This is a genomic window from Gemmobacter nanjingensis, assembly GCF_014652195.1.
GTDB lineage: Bacteria > Pseudomonadota > Alphaproteobacteria > Rhodobacterales > Rhodobacteraceae > Gemmobacter > Gemmobacter caeni.
Map to the genome: position 1 here is coordinate 44,426 of NZ_BMYI01000015.1, position 16,627 is coordinate 61,052.

The window sequence follows — 16,627 nt, forward strand, 5'->3', positions numbered from 1 at the left end:
CGAGCGAAATGCCCCTGGCGTCGAACTCCCTGATGTAGCGATCGCATTTCCGCAGGTCGTTGACCTCATCGCTGCGTTGTGACCATTCTGACCACAAATCAGGGAGGGGCCGATGAAGGCCGTGTCTGCCCGTGAGGCCAAGCATCACTTCGGCCAGTTGATCGACGAAGCGCGGGCCGAGCCAGTGGTGGTCGAGAAGCATGGGCGGCCGGTGGTCGTCGTCCTTGCGGTCGAGGAGTACCAGCGGCTGACTGGCACGACCGTGGAACCCTCCGGCAAGAAACGAGAGGACGAGCGGTAGCGCATGCCGATACTGAACTGGCTGACACGGGACGAGGACATCCGCACGGCACAGCACGTGCCCTATCGCCTGCTGGAGGAAGTCCCGGACTCGTCGGCCGGTGACGTTGGCGCTGGCAACATGCTGATCCAGGGCGACAACCTGGAAGCGCTGAAGGCGCTGCTGCCCTTCTATGCCGGTCGAGTGAAGTGCATCTACATCGACCCACCCTACAATACACGCTCCGCCTTCGAGCACTACGACGACAACCTCGAGCACACGCAGTGGCTGGCCATGATGTGGCCCCGGCTGGAACTACTCCGCGATCTTCTGGCCGAGGATGGCTCGATCTGGGTGTCCATCGACGACAACGAGGGGCACTACCTCAAGGTCATCATGGACGAGGTGTTCGGGCGGCGAAATTTTATCGCCAATACCCTATGGCAGAAGGTATTTTCGCCGAAGAACACCGCGCGGCACTTTTCAGATGATCACGACCATATTCTCGTTTTCGCCCGGAATGCCGACAAGTGGGTGCCAAACCCAATGCCGCGTTCCGACCGGATGAACAAAGGCTACAAGAACCCGGACAACGATCCTCGCGGCGCTTGGACTTCCGGTGACGTTTCCGCGCGAAACTTCTACGGTGCAGGCCGATATGCAATTACGTGTCCCAGCGGCCGGGTGATCGCAGGCCCTCCGAACGGCATGTACTGGCGCGTGTCAGAGGAACGGTTCTGGGAGATGGATCGCGACGGGAGGATCTGGTGGGGTAAAGACGGCAACAACACTCCTCGGATCAAGCGGTTCCTCACGGAAGTGAAGCAGGGCGTTGTTCCACAGACTTTGTGGATGAACACTGAGGTTGGAAACACCCAAGAGGCGAAGAAAGAAGTAGTAGCTCTGTTCGGTGAAGTAAATTTCATGACTCCGAAACCCGAGCGCCTAATTCAACGCATCATCAACATTGCAACCGATCCGAACGACCTCGTGCTTGATTCCTTCCTCGGATCCGGCACAACCGCCGCCGTCGCTCACAAGATGGGCCGCCGATACATTGGCATCGAAATGGGCGAGCATGCCCACACCCACTGCGCGCCGCGCCTGCAGAAGGTCATCGACGGCGAACAGGGCGGCATTTCGGAAGCCGCTGGCTGGAAGGGCGGTGGCGGTTTTCGCTTCTACCGGCTGGGCCCACCCGTCTTCGACGAAGAAGGCCACATCCGGCAGGACATCCGCTTCCCGGTGCTGGCGGCGCATGTCTGGTTTTCGGAGACCGACCGGCCGTGGGATGGTAGTGGCGACAGCCCGCTGCTCGGTATCGAGGACGGCCGCGCCCACGCGCTGCTCTACAACGGAATCCTTGGCGACAAGCGGCCGGGCGGCGGCAACGTGCTGACCCGCGCGACCCTCGCCCTGATCCGTGAGGATATCGCCAAGCTGGCGCCGGACTTCGACGGCCCGCTGACCGTCTATGGCGAGCAATCCCGGCTGACGCCCGCAACGCTCGAACGCCAGCGCATCACCTTCAAGCAGACGCCCTACGACGTCAAAGCGCGGGCCTGAGGGGGCATCTGATGAAACTCAAGCAATACCAGACCGATACTCTCTCCGTTCTCCGCCGGTTTTTCGAGGAGGCGCGCGTGGCGGGCCCGAAGGGCGCGTACGAGGCGATCACCAGGGAACCGGACCAGGCCAAGCGTCTCGGCCGGTACGGCGGCACCTACACGCCGCTCGCCGAGCTGCCGGCCGTTCCCTATGTCTGCCTGCGCCTGCCCACCGGGGGCGGCAAGACTATCCTCGGCGCCCACTCCATCGGCATCGCGCGCGACGCCTGGGTGGAGAAGGACTATCCGATGGTCCTGTGGCTAGTGCCGTCGAACACGATCCGGCTTCAGACGGCCGAGGCGCTGAAGAACGCCCGCCACCCCTATCGGCAGGCGCTGGACGAGGCCTTCGACGGCCGGGTGCGCGTGTTCGACATCGCGGACTTCACGCATATCCGCCCGCACGACATCCGCGACCATTGCTGCATCGTCGTGGGCACAATCCAGACCCTGCGCGTGTCGAACACCGAGGGCCGCAAGGTCTATTCCCACAACGAGAACATGGAGCCGCACTTCACGGCGCTGCCCAAAAGCCTGCCGGGGCTGGAAAAGCTGGAAGGCGGCGGCGTCAAGTTCTCCTTCGCCAATCTGATGCATGTTCATCGGCCGTTGATGATCGTGGACGAAGCGCACAACGCGGTCACCGGCCTGACGCGCGAAATGCAGGCACGCGTCAATCCGTCCGCGATCATCGAGTTCACGGCGACGCCGCGGCTCAACTCGAACATCCTGCACAGCGTGACGGCGCAGGAGCTGAAGCTCGAGGAGATGATCAAGCTGCCAATCATGCTGTCCGAGCACGACACCTGGCAGAACGCCGTGAACGGGGCGATCGCGTCACGGGCGTCGCTGGCCGAGGAAGCCGAGAAGGACACAGCGTACATCCGACCCATCGTCCTGTTCCAGGCGCAGCCCAAGAACCAGGAGGTGACGGTCGAGGTGCTGAAGAAGCACCTGATGGAGGTCGAGCAGATCCCCGAATACAAGATCGCCGTGGCCACCGGCGACCAGCGAGAACTGGATGGCATCAACCTGTTCGATCCGAAATGCCCGATCGAATACGTCATCACCGTCGAGGCGCTGAAGGAGGGCTGGGATTGTTCCTTTGCCTATGCGTTCTGCTCGGTCTCGCGGATTCAGAGCGCGGTGGACGTCGAGCAGCTGCTGGGGCGCGTCCTGCGGATGCCTTATGCCAAGCGTCGCAAGGCCGAGGATTTGAACCGCGCCTATGCGTTTCTGTCGGAGCCGTCGTTCGGCGAGGCGGCGCGGTCGCTGGCCGACAAGCTGGTGGCCATGGGTTTCGAGGAGGATGAGGCGCTCGACAACATCGAACCGGCGCAGACGTCTCTCGATGCCGATACCGGCTTGTTCGGCCCGCGCGACAAGCCGAAGCCGACCTTCAAGCACACGGTGACGGCGACACCCGAGGTGGTTGCAGAACTGAAGAAGCGCGAAGGCGTGAGCGTTCGCGAAACCGACGATGGGAAGGTCGAGATTGCCGTGACCGGGCGTGTTGACGGCGGCCTCGAAAGGGCGATCGTCGAGGCCCTCCCCGAGACCGAACGAACGGGGTTCTCGGCGGCCGTCACCAAGTATCGCGTCGAAGTGAAGGACCAGCTATCGCCTGCAGAACAGGGCGAGGCGTTCGAGGTCCCTCGCCTGGTCTCCGAGATCCAGGGCGAGTTCGAGTTCGCTGACACCGACGTGTTCATGGAATTCCACGACTGGTCGCTGCTCGACCACTCGTCGAAACTGGTTGAAGGCGAGTTCGCGATCCGCGAGACGGCGCGCAGCTTCGAGATCGACCTCGACGGCAACCGCATCACCTACCAGTTCGCGGACGAAGAAGAACAACTGGCGCTCGACGTCGATGTCGAAGGGTGGACACCGGAGGCGCTGGTGCTCTGGCTCGACCGGCAGGTGCGCCAACCGGACATTCATCAGAGCGAACTGCTCCGCTGGCTGCGCGACCTGGTCGGCCACCTGATCACCACACGCGTAATGCACATTGCGGCGCTGATGCGGTGCAAGTTCATCCTCGCCCGCAAGGTTCGCGAGAAGCTCGCCGCCATCCGTCAGCAGGAACGCGATGGCGTCTACCAGCGGTATCTCTTCGCTCCGGAAGCCAAGGTCGAGGTGTCCTTCGACGAAGCTTTCGCGTTCAAGGACGGAATGTATTGGGATCAGCGCCGGTACCGTGGGCGCTGGAAACCTCGCAAGCACTTCCTTGGGCCGGACCATGTGCCTGCCTTCGATGGGGCCGAGAACGGTGAAGAATTCCAGTGCGCGCAAGCCATCGACAGCTTGCCAGGCCTGAAGTTCTGGATCCGCAATGTCGCACGCCACCCCAACTCGTTCTGGTTGCCGACGGCCACGGACAAGTTCTATCCGGATTTCGTGGCTCAATTGGAGGACGGTCGACTGCTCGTCGTAGAGTACAAGGGAGCTCACATCGCCGATGGCCCCGACACCGCTGAAAAGCGGACCATCGGTCAGCTGTGGGAGAGGAAGAGCGGCGGCAAGGGCTTGTTTGTGGTGGTTGAGAAGACCATCGACGGCAGAGACATGCGGGCTCAGATGGTCGAAAAGGTTGGTAGCGATCCGTAGTCTATCCGGTGCACCTACGGTCAGGGCGTTTGTGCGCACGGCCCAGCGAACGCCGGGCCGTGCAAGTTTGTCTCAGGGCTTGCGCCGATGCTGGGTCGGATCGACGAGACGGTACCGCTGGCCCTTCTGTTCAGGCGGAGGGAGCGGTTCGTTGCGCGTAACGGTGCGCTCGACGCCGGTTCCACCACCTCGGGGGCCGGTGATCTCGTACTGACCAGATTTCGGGGCCTTTTGCCCAGGCTTGAAGAGTTTGTCAGACATGTCCCACCTCCATGGACACGGGCGGGATGTCCGCAAAGCGCTTGCCAGTCGCAATCTCGCTGATCCGTCCCTGGTTCAGATCGAAATCTGCAGCGATCCGGTGCTGGAAGTCTCCCCGGGCGAGCCGGGCCTTGATGATCGACACCTCCTGCGGTGTCAGCTTGGTGATGGTAGCCATTCAGGCATACTCCTGGGCGCGGATGAAAAGATTTGCCCTGGAGTCCCGAACCGTCTATCTCTTGCGTACCACCACGAGAGTGCTTCGGACTCCGGAGCCACGGCGGTTGGGTGCGCCTAAACCCTTCCGACGTGTAGTGAAAAGCGGGGTGCCTTGCCGGGCGCCCCGCTTAATCTTTATGCGGCATCCTCCATCAGCAGCGGTCTCACTTCATTCGTGCCGACGAATTGCGAAAGAAGCCGATAGTTGTGCATCTCATGACGGATGCGCCCGGCAACGATGGCGGGGTGCACGTCGGCCTTCCGCGCCAGCGAGAGGACGTTCTGAACGCTCGGGCTGACACGCGCCGGATGCTCGTCCCAAAGCTCTGACGGAATCAACGCCTCCTGCGCCCACTCGTCAGCTTCGCGTTCGCGCTCGTCATCGCGCTCATGGTTGCGCTCGCGTAGCTGAAGATCGTCAATGAAGATCTCGCCGTCTCCATCTGGGAAATGGCGACCGATGTGCGCAAGTTCGTGCAGCAGGCAGAACCAGAAGTTGTCCAGGCGGTCATAACGGATCGTCATTCCGACGACGGGAACCTTGTCGACGGTCCACATCGCGGCGCCGTCGAGATAGGTCTTCGGCAGGTGGGCTGCGACGACAAGGGCGATACCGTGCTTCGCGAGCTTTTCTTGGGCCAGTTTCGGGCCTTCGTCGAAAGTACTTAGCCGAGCGAGCTCTCGCATGAAAACACGGTCGATAGTCCCGGTTTTGTAGACGCCCGCAAGCCCAGCACGGCGTGCCACGCAGAGGATATGGAGGCACCACGCTTGCAGGGCATGCACATCCGACTTGGCGTTCGCGCGAGCGCCGCCACCTTGGCGAAAGAGCGCCTGTGGAAGAGCATTCGGTCCGCCGGCGCACGCTATCAGCTCACGCACGATTTCCTCCGTGCGATCCTTCATGTCCGCAGTCTTCTTGATCCAGCCTCGCTTCGCCATCTCCGCGATCGGGAAGTGATCGAGCTCAATACCCGCTGGAGCCTTTGGCAGGCTTCCCCCATCCCGGATCAACACTTCAGCGGGAATGCCCAGATGCTCATGCAGTGCGCGGATCATCTTCAGAGTCAGATCGCGCTTACCGCTCAAAATCTCAGAAGTCTTGGCCCGGCTTCCGAAGATCGGGGCTAGGTCACTTTGGCTCATCCCAAGCTGTTGCATACGGAATTTGATCGCTTCTACGGGATTGGGCGCATCCATTGGAAAACGCCGGTCTTCGTAGACCTCGACGAGAGTCGCGAGCACGTCGAGTTCGTCATCCTCCGCGGGAGAACGACCCATATCCATGAGCATTTCAACGCGGGCGAGAGCGGCTGCGTAGTCCTGCTCAGAATGAATTGGCCGAATACGATGTTCGCTCATCATCACACTTCCTCCGCGTTGATCTCGTCATACTCCTTGTGTGTCCCTAAAAAACGGACAAACCCTATCCCCTTCTCGTAATCGAACTTCAAGATCAGGCGATATTTGTTGCCGCAGATGTTGAAGACCACACGCCCACCTTTGAGAATGCTCGCGCTGCGGTACTGGGCCTTGATGTCTGCTGGCGTTTTCCATTCTGCTCGCCTTGCCTCAGCCCACCAAACGTCGATCTGCACCTTCGCATCTGGAAAGCGCTCCCCGAAAGCGATTAGCTTGGGCCGGGCGATGATTCTCATTCATCACGTTTATACAGCGATCCCTCGATCTGTCAATGCTATACGATCCCTATGAGGGAACACATAGGTACTGCCTGTCGTGCTGGCAACCTCTGTCAGCCCAACCCGTGCAATCGCACGATGAGGAAGGAGAGCGGGGTCCGAGAAACTTAGCTTCGGGCTAGGTCCGCTGCGGACCCAGGTCGGTAGTGACCACGCCGCTGCGATTGCCAGTCAGTTGGAAGGGTTTCGAGCAGCTGCGACAGCGTACGATCAGGCTCCTGCTTCCCATCCAGGATCGCCTCGACGATGTCGGGCGCGAGCAGCGTGAGCCGCAGGACGCGGGTCATGTAGGAGGGCGCGATGCCCTCGCGCTCTGCCAGTTCGCCGATGGTGGCGAACTCCCCCGACTCCAGCATCCGTTTCCACCGGAACGCGCGGGCGAGAGCCTTGACCAGCGTGCTGTCCGTGCTTCGCGGTAGCGCGGCACCGTCGGGCATCTGCATCTCTTTCCGCCCGCCGCGCTTCACGATGCGGAATGGCACGTGGATTGTGACCGTCTCGGGGACCGCCATCGCGCGGGTCATGCCGCTGCTCCGATGCTGCCAGACAGCATCTCGCGCGCGAGCCCTCCGAGGCCGTCCATCCGGAGCCGGAAGTTGAGCCCGTTCGTGCCGATATCGACGCGCTCAACCAGCAGCGTGACAATGCGCGCCTGCTCGGCGGGGAAGAGTTCGTCCCAAAGCGGGTCGAGCTGCTGAAGCGCTGCGCGGGCGTCGGCCTCGGTGACGTCGTCGGCGTGGGCACGCGCCGCCTTCCACGTCCCCGCCACGATCTCCGGCTGGCGAAACACGGCGCGGAGCTGGTCTATGACGGCGCCCTCGATCTCGCCCGCAGGCACGCGGCCGACCGGACACGAACCAGCACTATGCTTCAGCACGGTCTGACTGACATAGTAGCGGTAGAGACGATCCCCCTTCCGAGTATGCGTCGGTGAGAACGCGGCGCCATCGGGCCCGAACAGCAGCCCCTTCAGCAGCGCGGGCGTGTCGGCGCGGGTGCGGGCCGCGCGCTTGCGCGGGCTCTCCTGCAGGATGGCGTGGACCCGCTCCCAAATCTCAGGATCGATGATGGCGTCGTGCTCGCCGGGATAGCTGTCGCCCTTGTGGACCGCCTCGCCGATGTAGGCGCGGTTGCTGAGCATGCGGTAGATGTATTTCTTGTCGATCCGGTTGCCGCGCGGCGTCCGGAGGCCGCGCGTGCCGACCTCCCGCGCCAGTTCCGTGCAGGACCCGATCTCGAGGAAGCGCGCGAAGATCCAGCGCACATGCGCGGCGCATTCCTCATCCACCACCAGCTTCCGGTTCTCGACACGGTAGCCGTAGGGCGGCACACCGCCCATCCACATGCCCTTCTTCCGGCTCGCGGCGACCTTGTCGCGGATCCGCTCGGCTGTCACCTCGCGCTCGAACTGCGCGAACGAGAGCAGGATGTTCAGCGTCAGCCGGCCCATCGACGTGGTGGTGTTGAAGGACTGCGTGACCGAAACGAACGTCACGCCGTTCCTGTCGAACACCTCGACCAGCTTCGCGAAATCCGCCAGGGAGCGGCTGAGGCGGTCGATCTTGTAGACCACGACCACATCGACCAACCCGTCCTCGATGTCCTCAAGCAGCCGCCGCAGGCTGGGCCGGTCCAGAGTGCCTCCCGAGATGCCGCCGTCGTCATACTGATCGCGGACCAGCACCCAGCCCTCGGAGCGCTGGCTGGCGATGAACGCCTCGCATGCCTCCCGCTGGGCGTGGAGCGAGTTGAACTCCTGCTCCAGCCCTTCCTCGGAGGATTTCCGGGTGTAGACGGCACACCGCAGCTTGCGGACGACCTTCGATTTTTCGGGCGGCTTCGTCATGTCCGCCCCCTGTGGTTCTTGAGCCCGAAGAACACCCAGCCGTTCCAGCGCGTGCCGGTGATGGCGCGCGCGATGGCGGACAGCGACTTGTACTGCCGACCTTGCCACTCGAAGCCGTCGGTCGTGACGGTGACGACCTGCTCGACACCCTGCCATTCGCGCAGCAGCCGTGTGCCGGTGATCGGGCGGTCACGGTCGGCGCGCATGCCACGCTTCTTCCTGTCGCCGCCGTCCAGTTCCTCGCCGAGCCGTTCGAGGCGCCGGATCGTCTCGGGTTTGAGCCCGCCATAGGCAAGTTCCTGGATGCGGTAGGCCAGGCGGCTTTCCAGGTACCGGCGATTGAACGGCGGCGGCTCGCTGTCGAACAGGTCGCGCCACTGTTGCTTCAGGTCGGGCGTCGGCGTGGTCTTGAGCGCGGCCAGGCGCGCGGGGATGGGATCGGGCTTGTTCATGCATTTCTCCGGTGAGTTGGAGTTGCATGACGGCATTGGTCGGGCGGATAGTGTAGGCAACTTTCTCCAGTACCGTCAGATACTTCGCCCTTCTCCCGCATGCGCAACCGAACAAGCCCGAGCGCCAGCAGGCCGCAGAGCTCGGCGCGGCGCTCGGCGGGCGTCATGTGGTCGGGAGGGAGCGGGTTCGGGCGTTTCATGTCTCGGTGGCTATGCTCGGTGGTGTCGTTACCGATCAAAAGCCACCCAGCCGCCCGGGACGGGACATCTCAGATGAACGGAATGCAGAAATGCGAACAGGGAGAGAACATCAGGACTTGCCGATCACGGATATGTCCATGATTATCGTGGGTTGAATCAATCGAGAGCAGTTGTTCATTGAGGTGAGTTCATGGCGCGGAGGAAGAGCGAATTCGGACCGAACCTCGGGAGTATCCTTCAGGGCGCCCCCGCTGCGCTGGTCCGGCAGTTTCTCGCCAGCTTCAAACGGCCCGACGACACTCTTCTCGCTCCGCCGGAAATCACTGAGGGCACGACCGATGATCAGGGCAAGGCAGCGCTGAGTGCGTACCTGCGTTCGGAGGACAAGGAAATCATCGGGCTACTTGAGGGCATCGCTGGTGCTCTGCTCGACATGGGTCAGGACAAGGGAGCGACCTCACTCGATACGGTTGCGGGGCAACGGCTGCAGAATGTCGACTACGACCAGTATGAGTCCCAGCCTGACTTGCTGTGCAAGAGCATCTGGATGCGCACGGTCTTCCCGATGCACTTTCACGACGCCCAGAGCTTCTATGCCGCGCGGCGCTATCGAGAACGGCGGACGTACTACACATGCTGCGAGGTGGACTTCGACCACGCTTCTGTTGCCGACACAGACGGAATCCCTGACGAGAAGCTCTGTGATGCTGTTCAGGAAGCTCTGGGACTGAAGGGCAAGGTCACCGCGTCCGTCCTCGAATTGCCCGAGACCGCCAACTACCCGCCGTCCTTCATGGTCGCCCTGCGCCATCCCGGGCCCCTGTCGAGCATCGACAATCATCGCGAGGAAGGGGGCTGGACCGTCCATTACTACAGGCCCTCGCATGAGGCTGTCCTGATCTACACACCCCAGCTGAAGAAAATTGAGGTCGCGTCTGCCAGCAGCGACGTTCGCGAAAAGACCTCTAAGGTCTTCGCGGAGGTCGTTCTAGGGCGCCCGCCGTCGGCCAAGCCGTTGACCCGCCGAGAATTCAACCTCGAACGCTTCAGGTCTTCCTTCGATCTGGATTGTCCGGATCTCGAGGACGTCGAGATCACGCTGGCGGCGGTAGTCGAGGCCGAGGTCCGCCTCGGCTCGTGGGGCCGAAGGCTGAACATCAAGGTGACCATAAAGGACAAGATGGAGGACGTTGTCCGGAAATACGTCGCCAATTCAGCCAACCTGATCCGGAGTTTCGGCTTCACAAAAGTCGCCATCGCAATTGGTTACACCCGTCGATCGGACGGAAAGGAGGGAACCTTCCGGGTCTCGATCTCGGATGGCAGCAGTTCGGACGTGCAGAGCATGCGCGATCCGTTCCTTCGGGACCTCGGGTTCCGACTGCTCGAACACTGGGGTCTTACGCAGAACCTGCGGACACTCACCGATCAGGAACGGGCGCAGTGGTTCGGCTTTCTTCTGTCGCTGTACGACCTGCCCGGCGACACTGTTGCAGGTGCGTTCTTCAACTCCGCGGGCGTCGATCCAGCGCGCCTGGTCAGTGCGAGATTGATTGCCCGCAAAGGGCGGCAGGTGATTGGGCTCGCCGAGGATGACGATGAGGTTGTCGAAGTTGAGCAGCAAACGGGTCCGGAGCCAGGGACGGTTCGACAAACCGGTTCCTTTGGAGAGGCGGATGGATTGCGTCTCGACACCAATGCGATCGAGTACGGGATCGATCGAGCATGGCTCGCCGAAACCATCCTCAAGGCGATAGCTGGCTCTCTCGGCATCAGGAACATCGAAACCATCAACGAGTTCCTCGTCTCGCTTGGGCCGATGGCACTGGGTGAGAGAAAGGTCCCGCTTTACCTGGCGCGCCGCCTTGCCGATCTGAAAGCCCGCGAGAATGTCGAGAATGCGCTTCGGTCGCGACATACGGCGGGCCCCGGTCTCGTACTCGCCGTTTCCGATGAGCCGCCGCAATTCCTCGGGCCGAACGTCGTGATCGCGCTGCGCGACCTGTTGCTTCAGGACGGAAGCCTCGGCGATCTGGACCAGGAGGAAATGGCTCGGCGATTCGAGGCGAACCGAACGCTGGCGTCCTCCGCGCAAGTCGCCCAAGTTGTACGACACACGCCTCGCTCTGCGACGCTCATCATCCCGGGTCTCGATCCGCTAACGCTTGACGGCGCGGGCCAGATCCAACTCTTCGAAAGCCTTGTTGAAGCGGCGACCGATGGCACAGGCCAGCGGCTGACCAAGGTCCTGATGGACGGGATGGGGTCCGACAATCCCCGACAGCTGTTCTCTTCCGGCGCATGGGCGAAGGCGCATCCGACTTACATCCGGCACGGCTCGAGCAATCGCTATTGGCGTCTCGGCGAGGCGACCGACACCGCGTGATCTAGAGTTCATCTAGGGTTTCGGGCGGGACGGTCTAACAAACCGCTGATTATTGGAAGGGCTCCACATAGAGGAGCACTTCCATGCCGACTCCCTTCCCCTCGCGCCAGGCAGCCCCGACGAGCTGGACCGGCGCCGCGACGACCAAGCCCACCACCTCCAATGCGGAATGGCGCTGCACGCGCTGTGACAAGCTGCTCGGCGTCTGCCGGGACGGCCGCATGCACCTGCGCTTCGCGCGGGGGCACGAGTATCTCGTGGGCTTCCCGGTTCAGGCGACCTGCCGGGGCTGCGGCACGCTGAACAACGCGACCGCGCCCGCGCGCTGACGCGCGCATTCACCCAACCCCCTGAAATCGCAGAGACGCGCGACGTCCTGACCTGGCCACGAGAAGGCGCCGGACGCCTGGCCGCAAGGCAGGCGTCCGATGTCCTTCGCGTGGCACGAGATCCGTGATCACCTCATGCAATCTTCCTCCAACCTTCACTTCCAGCGCAGTTTCGACGCTGTCAGGCGTGCGCAGGCCACCCTCGCACCGTTCCGGGATCCAGCGGCCCTGCTGGATGGGCTGCACCGCACGCCCGGCGATCAGGGCCAGAAGAACGTGATCCTCTCCGCGCTGGTCAGGGCGGCGCAGGGCGACGGACCCGCGTCCGATTGCGCCCTGACGCTGCTGTTGCTGGCACTCTGGCCCGGCCTCGACGCCATCCGGCGCCGGTCGATCTGGCGCAGGATCGGCACCGCCGACGAGATCGCGTCCGACGTACTGGCGCGCACCACCGAGGCAGTCCGCAGCCTCGACCTCGGGCGCGTCAACTGGATCGCGGCCACGGTCCTGCGCAATGTCGAGCGTGACATGATCCGCGCCCGCCAGCGCGACCAGGCGCGCGAACATCTCGCCAGCGGCGCCGACCCCGACGAGGTGGCGGACAGCGGCGACAGCGGGATCGGCGCAACCGGGTACGCACGGCTGAACGGCGCCGTGCGGAAGCTGCTCGGCGACGACGCCTTTCTCGTGATCCGCGTGGCGATCGAGGGCTTCTCCCAGGCCGAGGTCGCCGTGGAACTGGGCCTGACCGAGGCCGCCGCCCGCAAGCGGTACCAGCGCGCGATGCGCCGGCTGCACGACGCCCTCGAGGAAATCCCCTGAACCGATGTCCCGATCCGGTCCCGCCGGTGGCTTTTCCCATTCGAGCGCCCCGAGCGCCTTCCCTCCAACCGAAAGCAGACACGCATGAACCGCACTGCCGATCTGTCGCTCGAGGATTTCAGGCGTCTTCCGGGGCTCTATCGCCGCTGGGAGCTGACCGAGGTCTGCGAGCCCAACCGCAACTATCAGATCGAGGACGCCGGCGCCCATGCCGACGGGACGCCGCTGCTGGCGATCTACGTCGCCGAGCCCGCGCCCGACGTCTGCGAGGCCGCCTGATGGGCCTCCTCGATCACATCATCACACGGAGAACCGCCATGCCGGACCAGCCGGACGACATCACCCGTCTTCGCAAGGCGAGCTACGCGCTCGAAGACCTCCCCGAAACCATGGCCTTACCGCAGCGCGCCGGTGACGAGCCGCGCGAGCCGCTGCCGGTCGTCGAGGCGACCGTCGACGAGATCGCCTTCGCGATCGTGGAGGCGGAGCGCGAGAGCACGGCCGCCTACCGCCGCGCCGACGCGCTGAAGCGGCTCTACAAGCTCGCCCGCGAGGCGGGGTGCATCGGCGCAGATCGCGCGGCCACGGCGGTGATGCAGAGGGAGGGCCAGTGATGGCCCTTCCCATCATCGGCGCCGATGAGCGGCTCGCGCAGCGAAAGGGCATCAAGGGCGTCATCTTCGGCCGGTCCGGCATCGGCAAGACCAGCCTGCTCTGGTCGCTGAACGCCTCGACCACGCTCTTCCTCGACCTCGAGGCCGGGGATCTGGCGGTCGAGGGCCTGGAGATCGACACGCTCCGGCCCCGCACCTGGAAGGAATGCCGCGACTTCGCGGTGTTCATCGGTGGGCCGAACCCGGCGCTGCGCGAAGACCAGCCCTACAGCCAGGCGCATTTCGACGAGGTCTGCGGGCGCTACGGCGATCCCACGGTGATCGGGAAGTACGAGACAGTCTTCATCGACTCGATCACCGTGGCCGGGCGGCTCTGCTTCCAGTGGTGCCGCGGGCAGCCTGAGGCGTTTTCCGAGAAGACCGGCAAGCCCGACATCCGCGGCGCCTACGGTCTGCACGGCCGCGAGATGATCGGCTGGCTGACCCATCTGCAGCACACGCGCGGCAAGCATGTCTGGTTCGTGGGCATCCTCGACGAGCGGCTCGACGACTTCAACCGCAAGGTCTTCCAGCCGCAGATCGACGGCTCGAAGACCGGGCTCGAACTGCCGGGAATTGTGGATCAGGTCATCACCATGGCCGACATCCCGGACCCGGGCGGCCAGCCTCAGCGCGCCTTCGTGTGCCAGACGCTGAACCCCTGGGGCTATCCGGCCAAGGACCGCTCCGGTCGCCTCGACAGGGTCGAGGCCCCGCATCTCGGCCGGCTGATGGAGAAGATCCAGCGCCCCGCGGCGCCTGCCTCCGAACGCCTGACCTGGCCGCCGGTGACCCCGGCCGATCCCGCGCCTGCGCAGGAGCCCGGCCATGGCTGAGCGCATCTCGCCACGCCCGGTGTCCCGATCCGGTCGCCGGGGTGGCTTTTCCCCACTGACGCCGCTGCGCGTCCCATCCTCCAACTGAAAGGAGCCGCGCAATGTCCGGACCCTGGAACGACTTCAACTCCGCCCAATCCAACACCAACGTCATCCCCAAAGGCACCCTCGCGAAGGTGCGGCTGACGCTCCGCCCGGGCGGCTTCGACGACCCCTCGCAGGGCTGGACCGGCGGCTGGGCGCGCCGCGCCGCCACCGGCGCCGTCTATCTCGACGCCGAATACACGGTGCTCGAAGGGCCCTATGCCCGGCGCAAGGTCTGGTCGCTGATCGGCCTCTACAGCCCCAAGGGCCCGGATTGGGCCAACATGGGGCGTGGCCTGATCCGCGGCATCCTCAACTCGGCGCGCGGCGTGTCCGACAAGGACAACTCGCCGGAGGCGCAGGCCCGCCGCCGCATCAACGGGTTCGGCGATCTCGACGGCGTCGAGTTCATCGCCCGCATCGACATCGGCACCGACACGAACGGCGAGGACAAGAACGAAATCCGCGCCGCCGTCACCCCCGATCACCGCGATTACGCCGCGCTGATGGGCGCGGTGGCGCCACAGTTCGCCGCCGCCCCGGTGCAGGGCCATGCCGCGCAGCAGCCCACCACAACCACCCAGCCCAGCCAGCCCGCGTCCGCCCCCGGCGCCGCCGGTCGGCCGAGCTGGGCGCAGTAAGGGGGGAACCGGCCATGCGCCTGCGCCCCCGCCAGAAGACCTTCGTCGAGCGCAGCGTGGCTGCGCTCGCTTCCCGCGGCAACACGCTGGGTGTGGCGCCCACCGGCGCGGGCAAGACCATCATGCTCTCGGCGGTCACCGGCGAGATGATCGGCGACGGCGCGAAGGCCTGCGTGCTCGCCCATCGCGACGAGCTGACTGCGCAGAACCGCGCCAAGTTCCAGCGCGTGGTGCCGGGCGTCGCCACCTCGGTGATCGACGCCACGGAGAAGTCCTGGGGCGGCCAGGTCGCCTTCGCCATGGTGCCGACGCTGGCGCGGGCTTCGAACCTCGCCGACATGCCGCGCCTCGACCTGCTGGTCGTGGATGAGGCGCACCATGCCGTCGCCGACAGCTATCGCCGCATCATCGACCGCGTGCGCGAAGCCAATCCCGACGCCCGGATCTTCGGGGTCACGGCGACGCCGAACCGGGGTGACAAGAAGGGCCTGCGCGAGGTCTTCGACAATGTCGCCGACCAGGTGCGGCTTGGCGAACTGATTTCCTCGGGCCATCTCGTGCCGCCGCGCACCTTCGTCATCGATGTGGGCGTGCAGGACGAGCTGCGTTCGGTCCGCAAGACGATGTCGGATTTCGACATGGCGGAGGTGGCGGGCATCATGGACCGCGCCCCCGTCACCGACGAGGTGATCCGGCACTGGAAGGAGAATGCGGGCGATCGGCAGACCGTGGTGTTCTGCTCCACCGTCGCGCACGCAGAGCATGTCACCGACGCGTTCCGGGCTGCGGGTGTTTCCGCCGCGCTGATCCACGGCGATCTGGCGGCCGAGACCCGCAAGGCGATCCTCGCGGACTACGCGTCAGGCGACATCCGCGTCGTGGTCAACGTGGCGGTGCTGACCGAAGGCTGGGATCATCCGCCCACCTCCTGCGTCGTGCTGCTGCGCCCCAGCTCCTACAAGTCCACGATGATCCAGATGGTCGGGCGCGGCCTGCGCACCGTCGACCCCGAGGAACATCCCGGCATCGTGAAAACCGACTGCGTCGTTCTGGATTTCGGGACGTCGAGCCTGATCCACGGCACGCTGGAACAGGATGTCGATCTCGACGGCAAGACCGAGGCTGGAGAAGCCCCGACGAAATCCTGCCCCGGCTGCGGCGCCGATATCCCGCTTGCCGCCACCGAATGCCCGCTCTGCGGCGAGGCGTTCCCGCGCGAGGATCTGGATGCGGGCGAAGCCGGGGGCGCCGCGCCGCTCTCGGGCTTCATGATGACCGAGATCGACCTGCTGAAGCGGTCCAGCTTCGCTTGGGTCGACCTCTACGGAACGGACGACGCGCTGATGGCCACGGGCTTCGCGGCCTGGGGCGGCATCTTCTGGCTGGACGGGGTCTGGTACGCCATCGGCGGGGCGAAGGGCGAGCGCCCGCATCTGCTGGGCGTGGGCGAGCGCACCGTCTGCCTCGCGCAGGCCGACGACTGGCTCAACACCCACGAGACCGACGAAAGCGCCTTCAAGACCCGCTCCTGGCTCCGCCAGCCGCCGACCGAGAAGCAGCTGCAGTACCTGCCACCCGAATGCCGCCATGACTTCGGCCTGACGCGCTACCGCGCCTCGGCGCTGATGACATTCGGCTTCAACAAGCGCGCCATCCGGCAGCTGATCGACACGGCCGCCCGGCCCGAACGGAGGGCGGCATGA

The 16,627-nt window shown here is 64.4% G+C and carries 18 protein-coding genes; 11 read left to right on the top strand and 7 right to left on the bottom strand.

Annotated elements, in window-relative coordinates; translation table 11 throughout:
* Nucleotides 1-112 precede the first annotated feature (112 nt).
* Genes IE126_RS19340 through IE126_RS19350 form a run of 3 tightly spaced genes read left to right on the top strand, consistent with a single transcriptional unit; the run spans nt 113 to nt 4,494 of the window.
* Nucleotides 113-301: a type II toxin-antitoxin system Phd/YefM family antitoxin gene (locus IE126_RS19340; protein ID WP_099649511.1), complete on the top strand. Its 189-nt coding sequence runs from the start codon at nt 113-115 to the stop codon at nt 299-301.
* Between the two features lie 3 nt (nt 302-304).
* The gene (locus tag IE126_RS19345; RefSeq protein ID WP_189381911.1) at nt 305-1,846 is read left to right on the top strand and encodes a site-specific DNA-methyltransferase; all 1,542 of its coding nucleotides are present in this window, start codon (nt 305-307) and stop codon (nt 1,844-1,846) included.
* Between the two features lie 11 nt (nt 1,847-1,857).
* The gene (locus IE126_RS19350) at nt 1,858-4,494 is read left to right on the top strand and encodes a DEAD/DEAH box helicase (RefSeq protein ID WP_189381912.1); all 2,637 of its coding nucleotides are present in this window, start codon (nt 1,858-1,860) and stop codon (nt 4,492-4,494) included.
* A gap of 72 nt (nt 4,495-4,566) precedes the next feature.
* On the opposite strand, the gene IE126_RS19355 is transcribed toward IE126_RS19350, so the two are convergent.
* From IE126_RS19355 to IE126_RS19385, 7 genes are all read right to left on the bottom strand, one after another.
* The gene (locus IE126_RS19355; RefSeq protein ID WP_189381913.1) at nt 4,567-4,755 is read right to left on the bottom strand and encodes a hypothetical protein; all 189 of its coding nucleotides are present in this window, start codon (nt 4,753-4,755) and stop codon (nt 4,567-4,569) included.
* Nucleotides 4,748-4,933: a hypothetical protein gene (locus IE126_RS19360; RefSeq protein ID WP_189381914.1), complete on the bottom strand. Its 186-nt coding sequence runs from the start codon at nt 4,931-4,933 to the stop codon at nt 4,748-4,750. Before IE126_RS19360 ends, IE126_RS19355 begins: the two co-directional genes overlap by 8 nt.
* 176 nt (nt 4,934-5,109) lie before the next feature.
* Complete coding sequence (locus tag IE126_RS19365) at nt 5,110-6,339, bottom strand: ImmA/IrrE family metallo-endopeptidase (protein WP_194678728.1); 1,230 nt, start codon at nt 6,337-6,339, stop codon at nt 5,110-5,112.
* Nucleotides 6,339-6,632 (bottom strand): type II toxin-antitoxin system HigB family toxin, encoded by a 294-nt coding sequence (locus tag IE126_RS19370; RefSeq protein ID WP_189381916.1) that lies wholly within the window; start codon nt 6,630-6,632, stop codon nt 6,339-6,341. Before IE126_RS19370 ends, IE126_RS19365 begins: the two co-directional genes overlap by 1 nt.
* A 149-nt stretch (nt 6,633-6,781) precedes the next feature.
* Complete coding sequence (locus IE126_RS19375; RefSeq protein ID WP_189381917.1) at nt 6,782-7,198, bottom strand: hypothetical protein; 417 nt, start codon at nt 7,196-7,198, stop codon at nt 6,782-6,784.
* On the bottom strand, nt 7,195-8,520 hold the full coding sequence (locus tag IE126_RS19380) for a recombinase family protein (protein ID WP_189381918.1): 1,326 nt from the start codon (nt 8,518-8,520) through the stop codon (nt 7,195-7,197). The genes IE126_RS19375 and IE126_RS19380 overlap by 4 nt, the downstream gene beginning before the upstream one ends.
* On the bottom strand, nt 8,517-8,972 hold the full coding sequence (locus tag IE126_RS19385; RefSeq protein WP_189381919.1) for a DUF2924 domain-containing protein: 456 nt from the start codon (nt 8,970-8,972) through the stop codon (nt 8,517-8,519). The genes IE126_RS19380 and IE126_RS19385 overlap by 4 nt, the downstream gene beginning before the upstream one ends.
* Before the next feature lie 391 nt (nt 8,973-9,363).
* Between IE126_RS19385 and IE126_RS19390 the strand changes: the two genes are divergently transcribed.
* The 8 genes from IE126_RS19390 to IE126_RS19425 all read left to right on the top strand — a co-directional run bounded on the left by IE126_RS19390 (nt 9,364) and on the right by IE126_RS19425 (nt 16,627).
* Nucleotides 9,364-11,559, top strand: a complete 2,196-nt coding sequence (locus IE126_RS19390) for a hypothetical protein (protein ID WP_189381920.1) — start codon at nt 9,364-9,366, stop codon at nt 11,557-11,559.
* 83 nt (nt 11,560-11,642) lie between these two features.
* Nucleotides 11,643-11,888, top strand: a complete 246-nt coding sequence (locus IE126_RS19395) for a hypothetical protein (RefSeq protein ID WP_036763062.1) — start codon at nt 11,643-11,645, stop codon at nt 11,886-11,888.
* 99 nt (nt 11,889-11,987) lie between these two features.
* Complete coding sequence (locus IE126_RS19400; RefSeq protein ID WP_189381921.1) at nt 11,988-12,710, top strand: RNA polymerase sigma factor; 723 nt, start codon at nt 11,988-11,990, stop codon at nt 12,708-12,710.
* 84 nt (nt 12,711-12,794) lie between these two features.
* Complete coding sequence (locus tag IE126_RS19405; RefSeq protein ID WP_189381922.1) at nt 12,795-12,989, top strand: hypothetical protein; 195 nt, start codon at nt 12,795-12,797, stop codon at nt 12,987-12,989.
* Between the two features lie 38 nt (nt 12,990-13,027).
* The gene (locus IE126_RS19410) at nt 13,028-13,324 is read left to right on the top strand and encodes a hypothetical protein (protein ID WP_189381923.1); all 297 of its coding nucleotides are present in this window, start codon (nt 13,028-13,030) and stop codon (nt 13,322-13,324) included.
* Nucleotides 13,324-14,199, top strand: coding sequence for an ATP-binding protein (locus IE126_RS19415; RefSeq protein WP_189381924.1), 876 nt, complete (start codon nt 13,324-13,326; stop codon nt 14,197-14,199). The genes IE126_RS19410 and IE126_RS19415 overlap by 1 nt, the downstream gene beginning before the upstream one ends.
* A gap of 101 nt (nt 14,200-14,300) precedes the next feature.
* Complete coding sequence (locus tag IE126_RS19420) at nt 14,301-14,924, top strand: hypothetical protein (RefSeq protein WP_189381925.1); 624 nt, start codon at nt 14,301-14,303, stop codon at nt 14,922-14,924.
* 14 nt (nt 14,925-14,938) lie between these two features.
* Nucleotides 14,939-16,627 (top strand): DEAD/DEAH box helicase, encoded by a 1,689-nt coding sequence (locus IE126_RS19425; RefSeq protein ID WP_189381926.1) that lies wholly within the window; start codon nt 14,939-14,941, stop codon nt 16,625-16,627.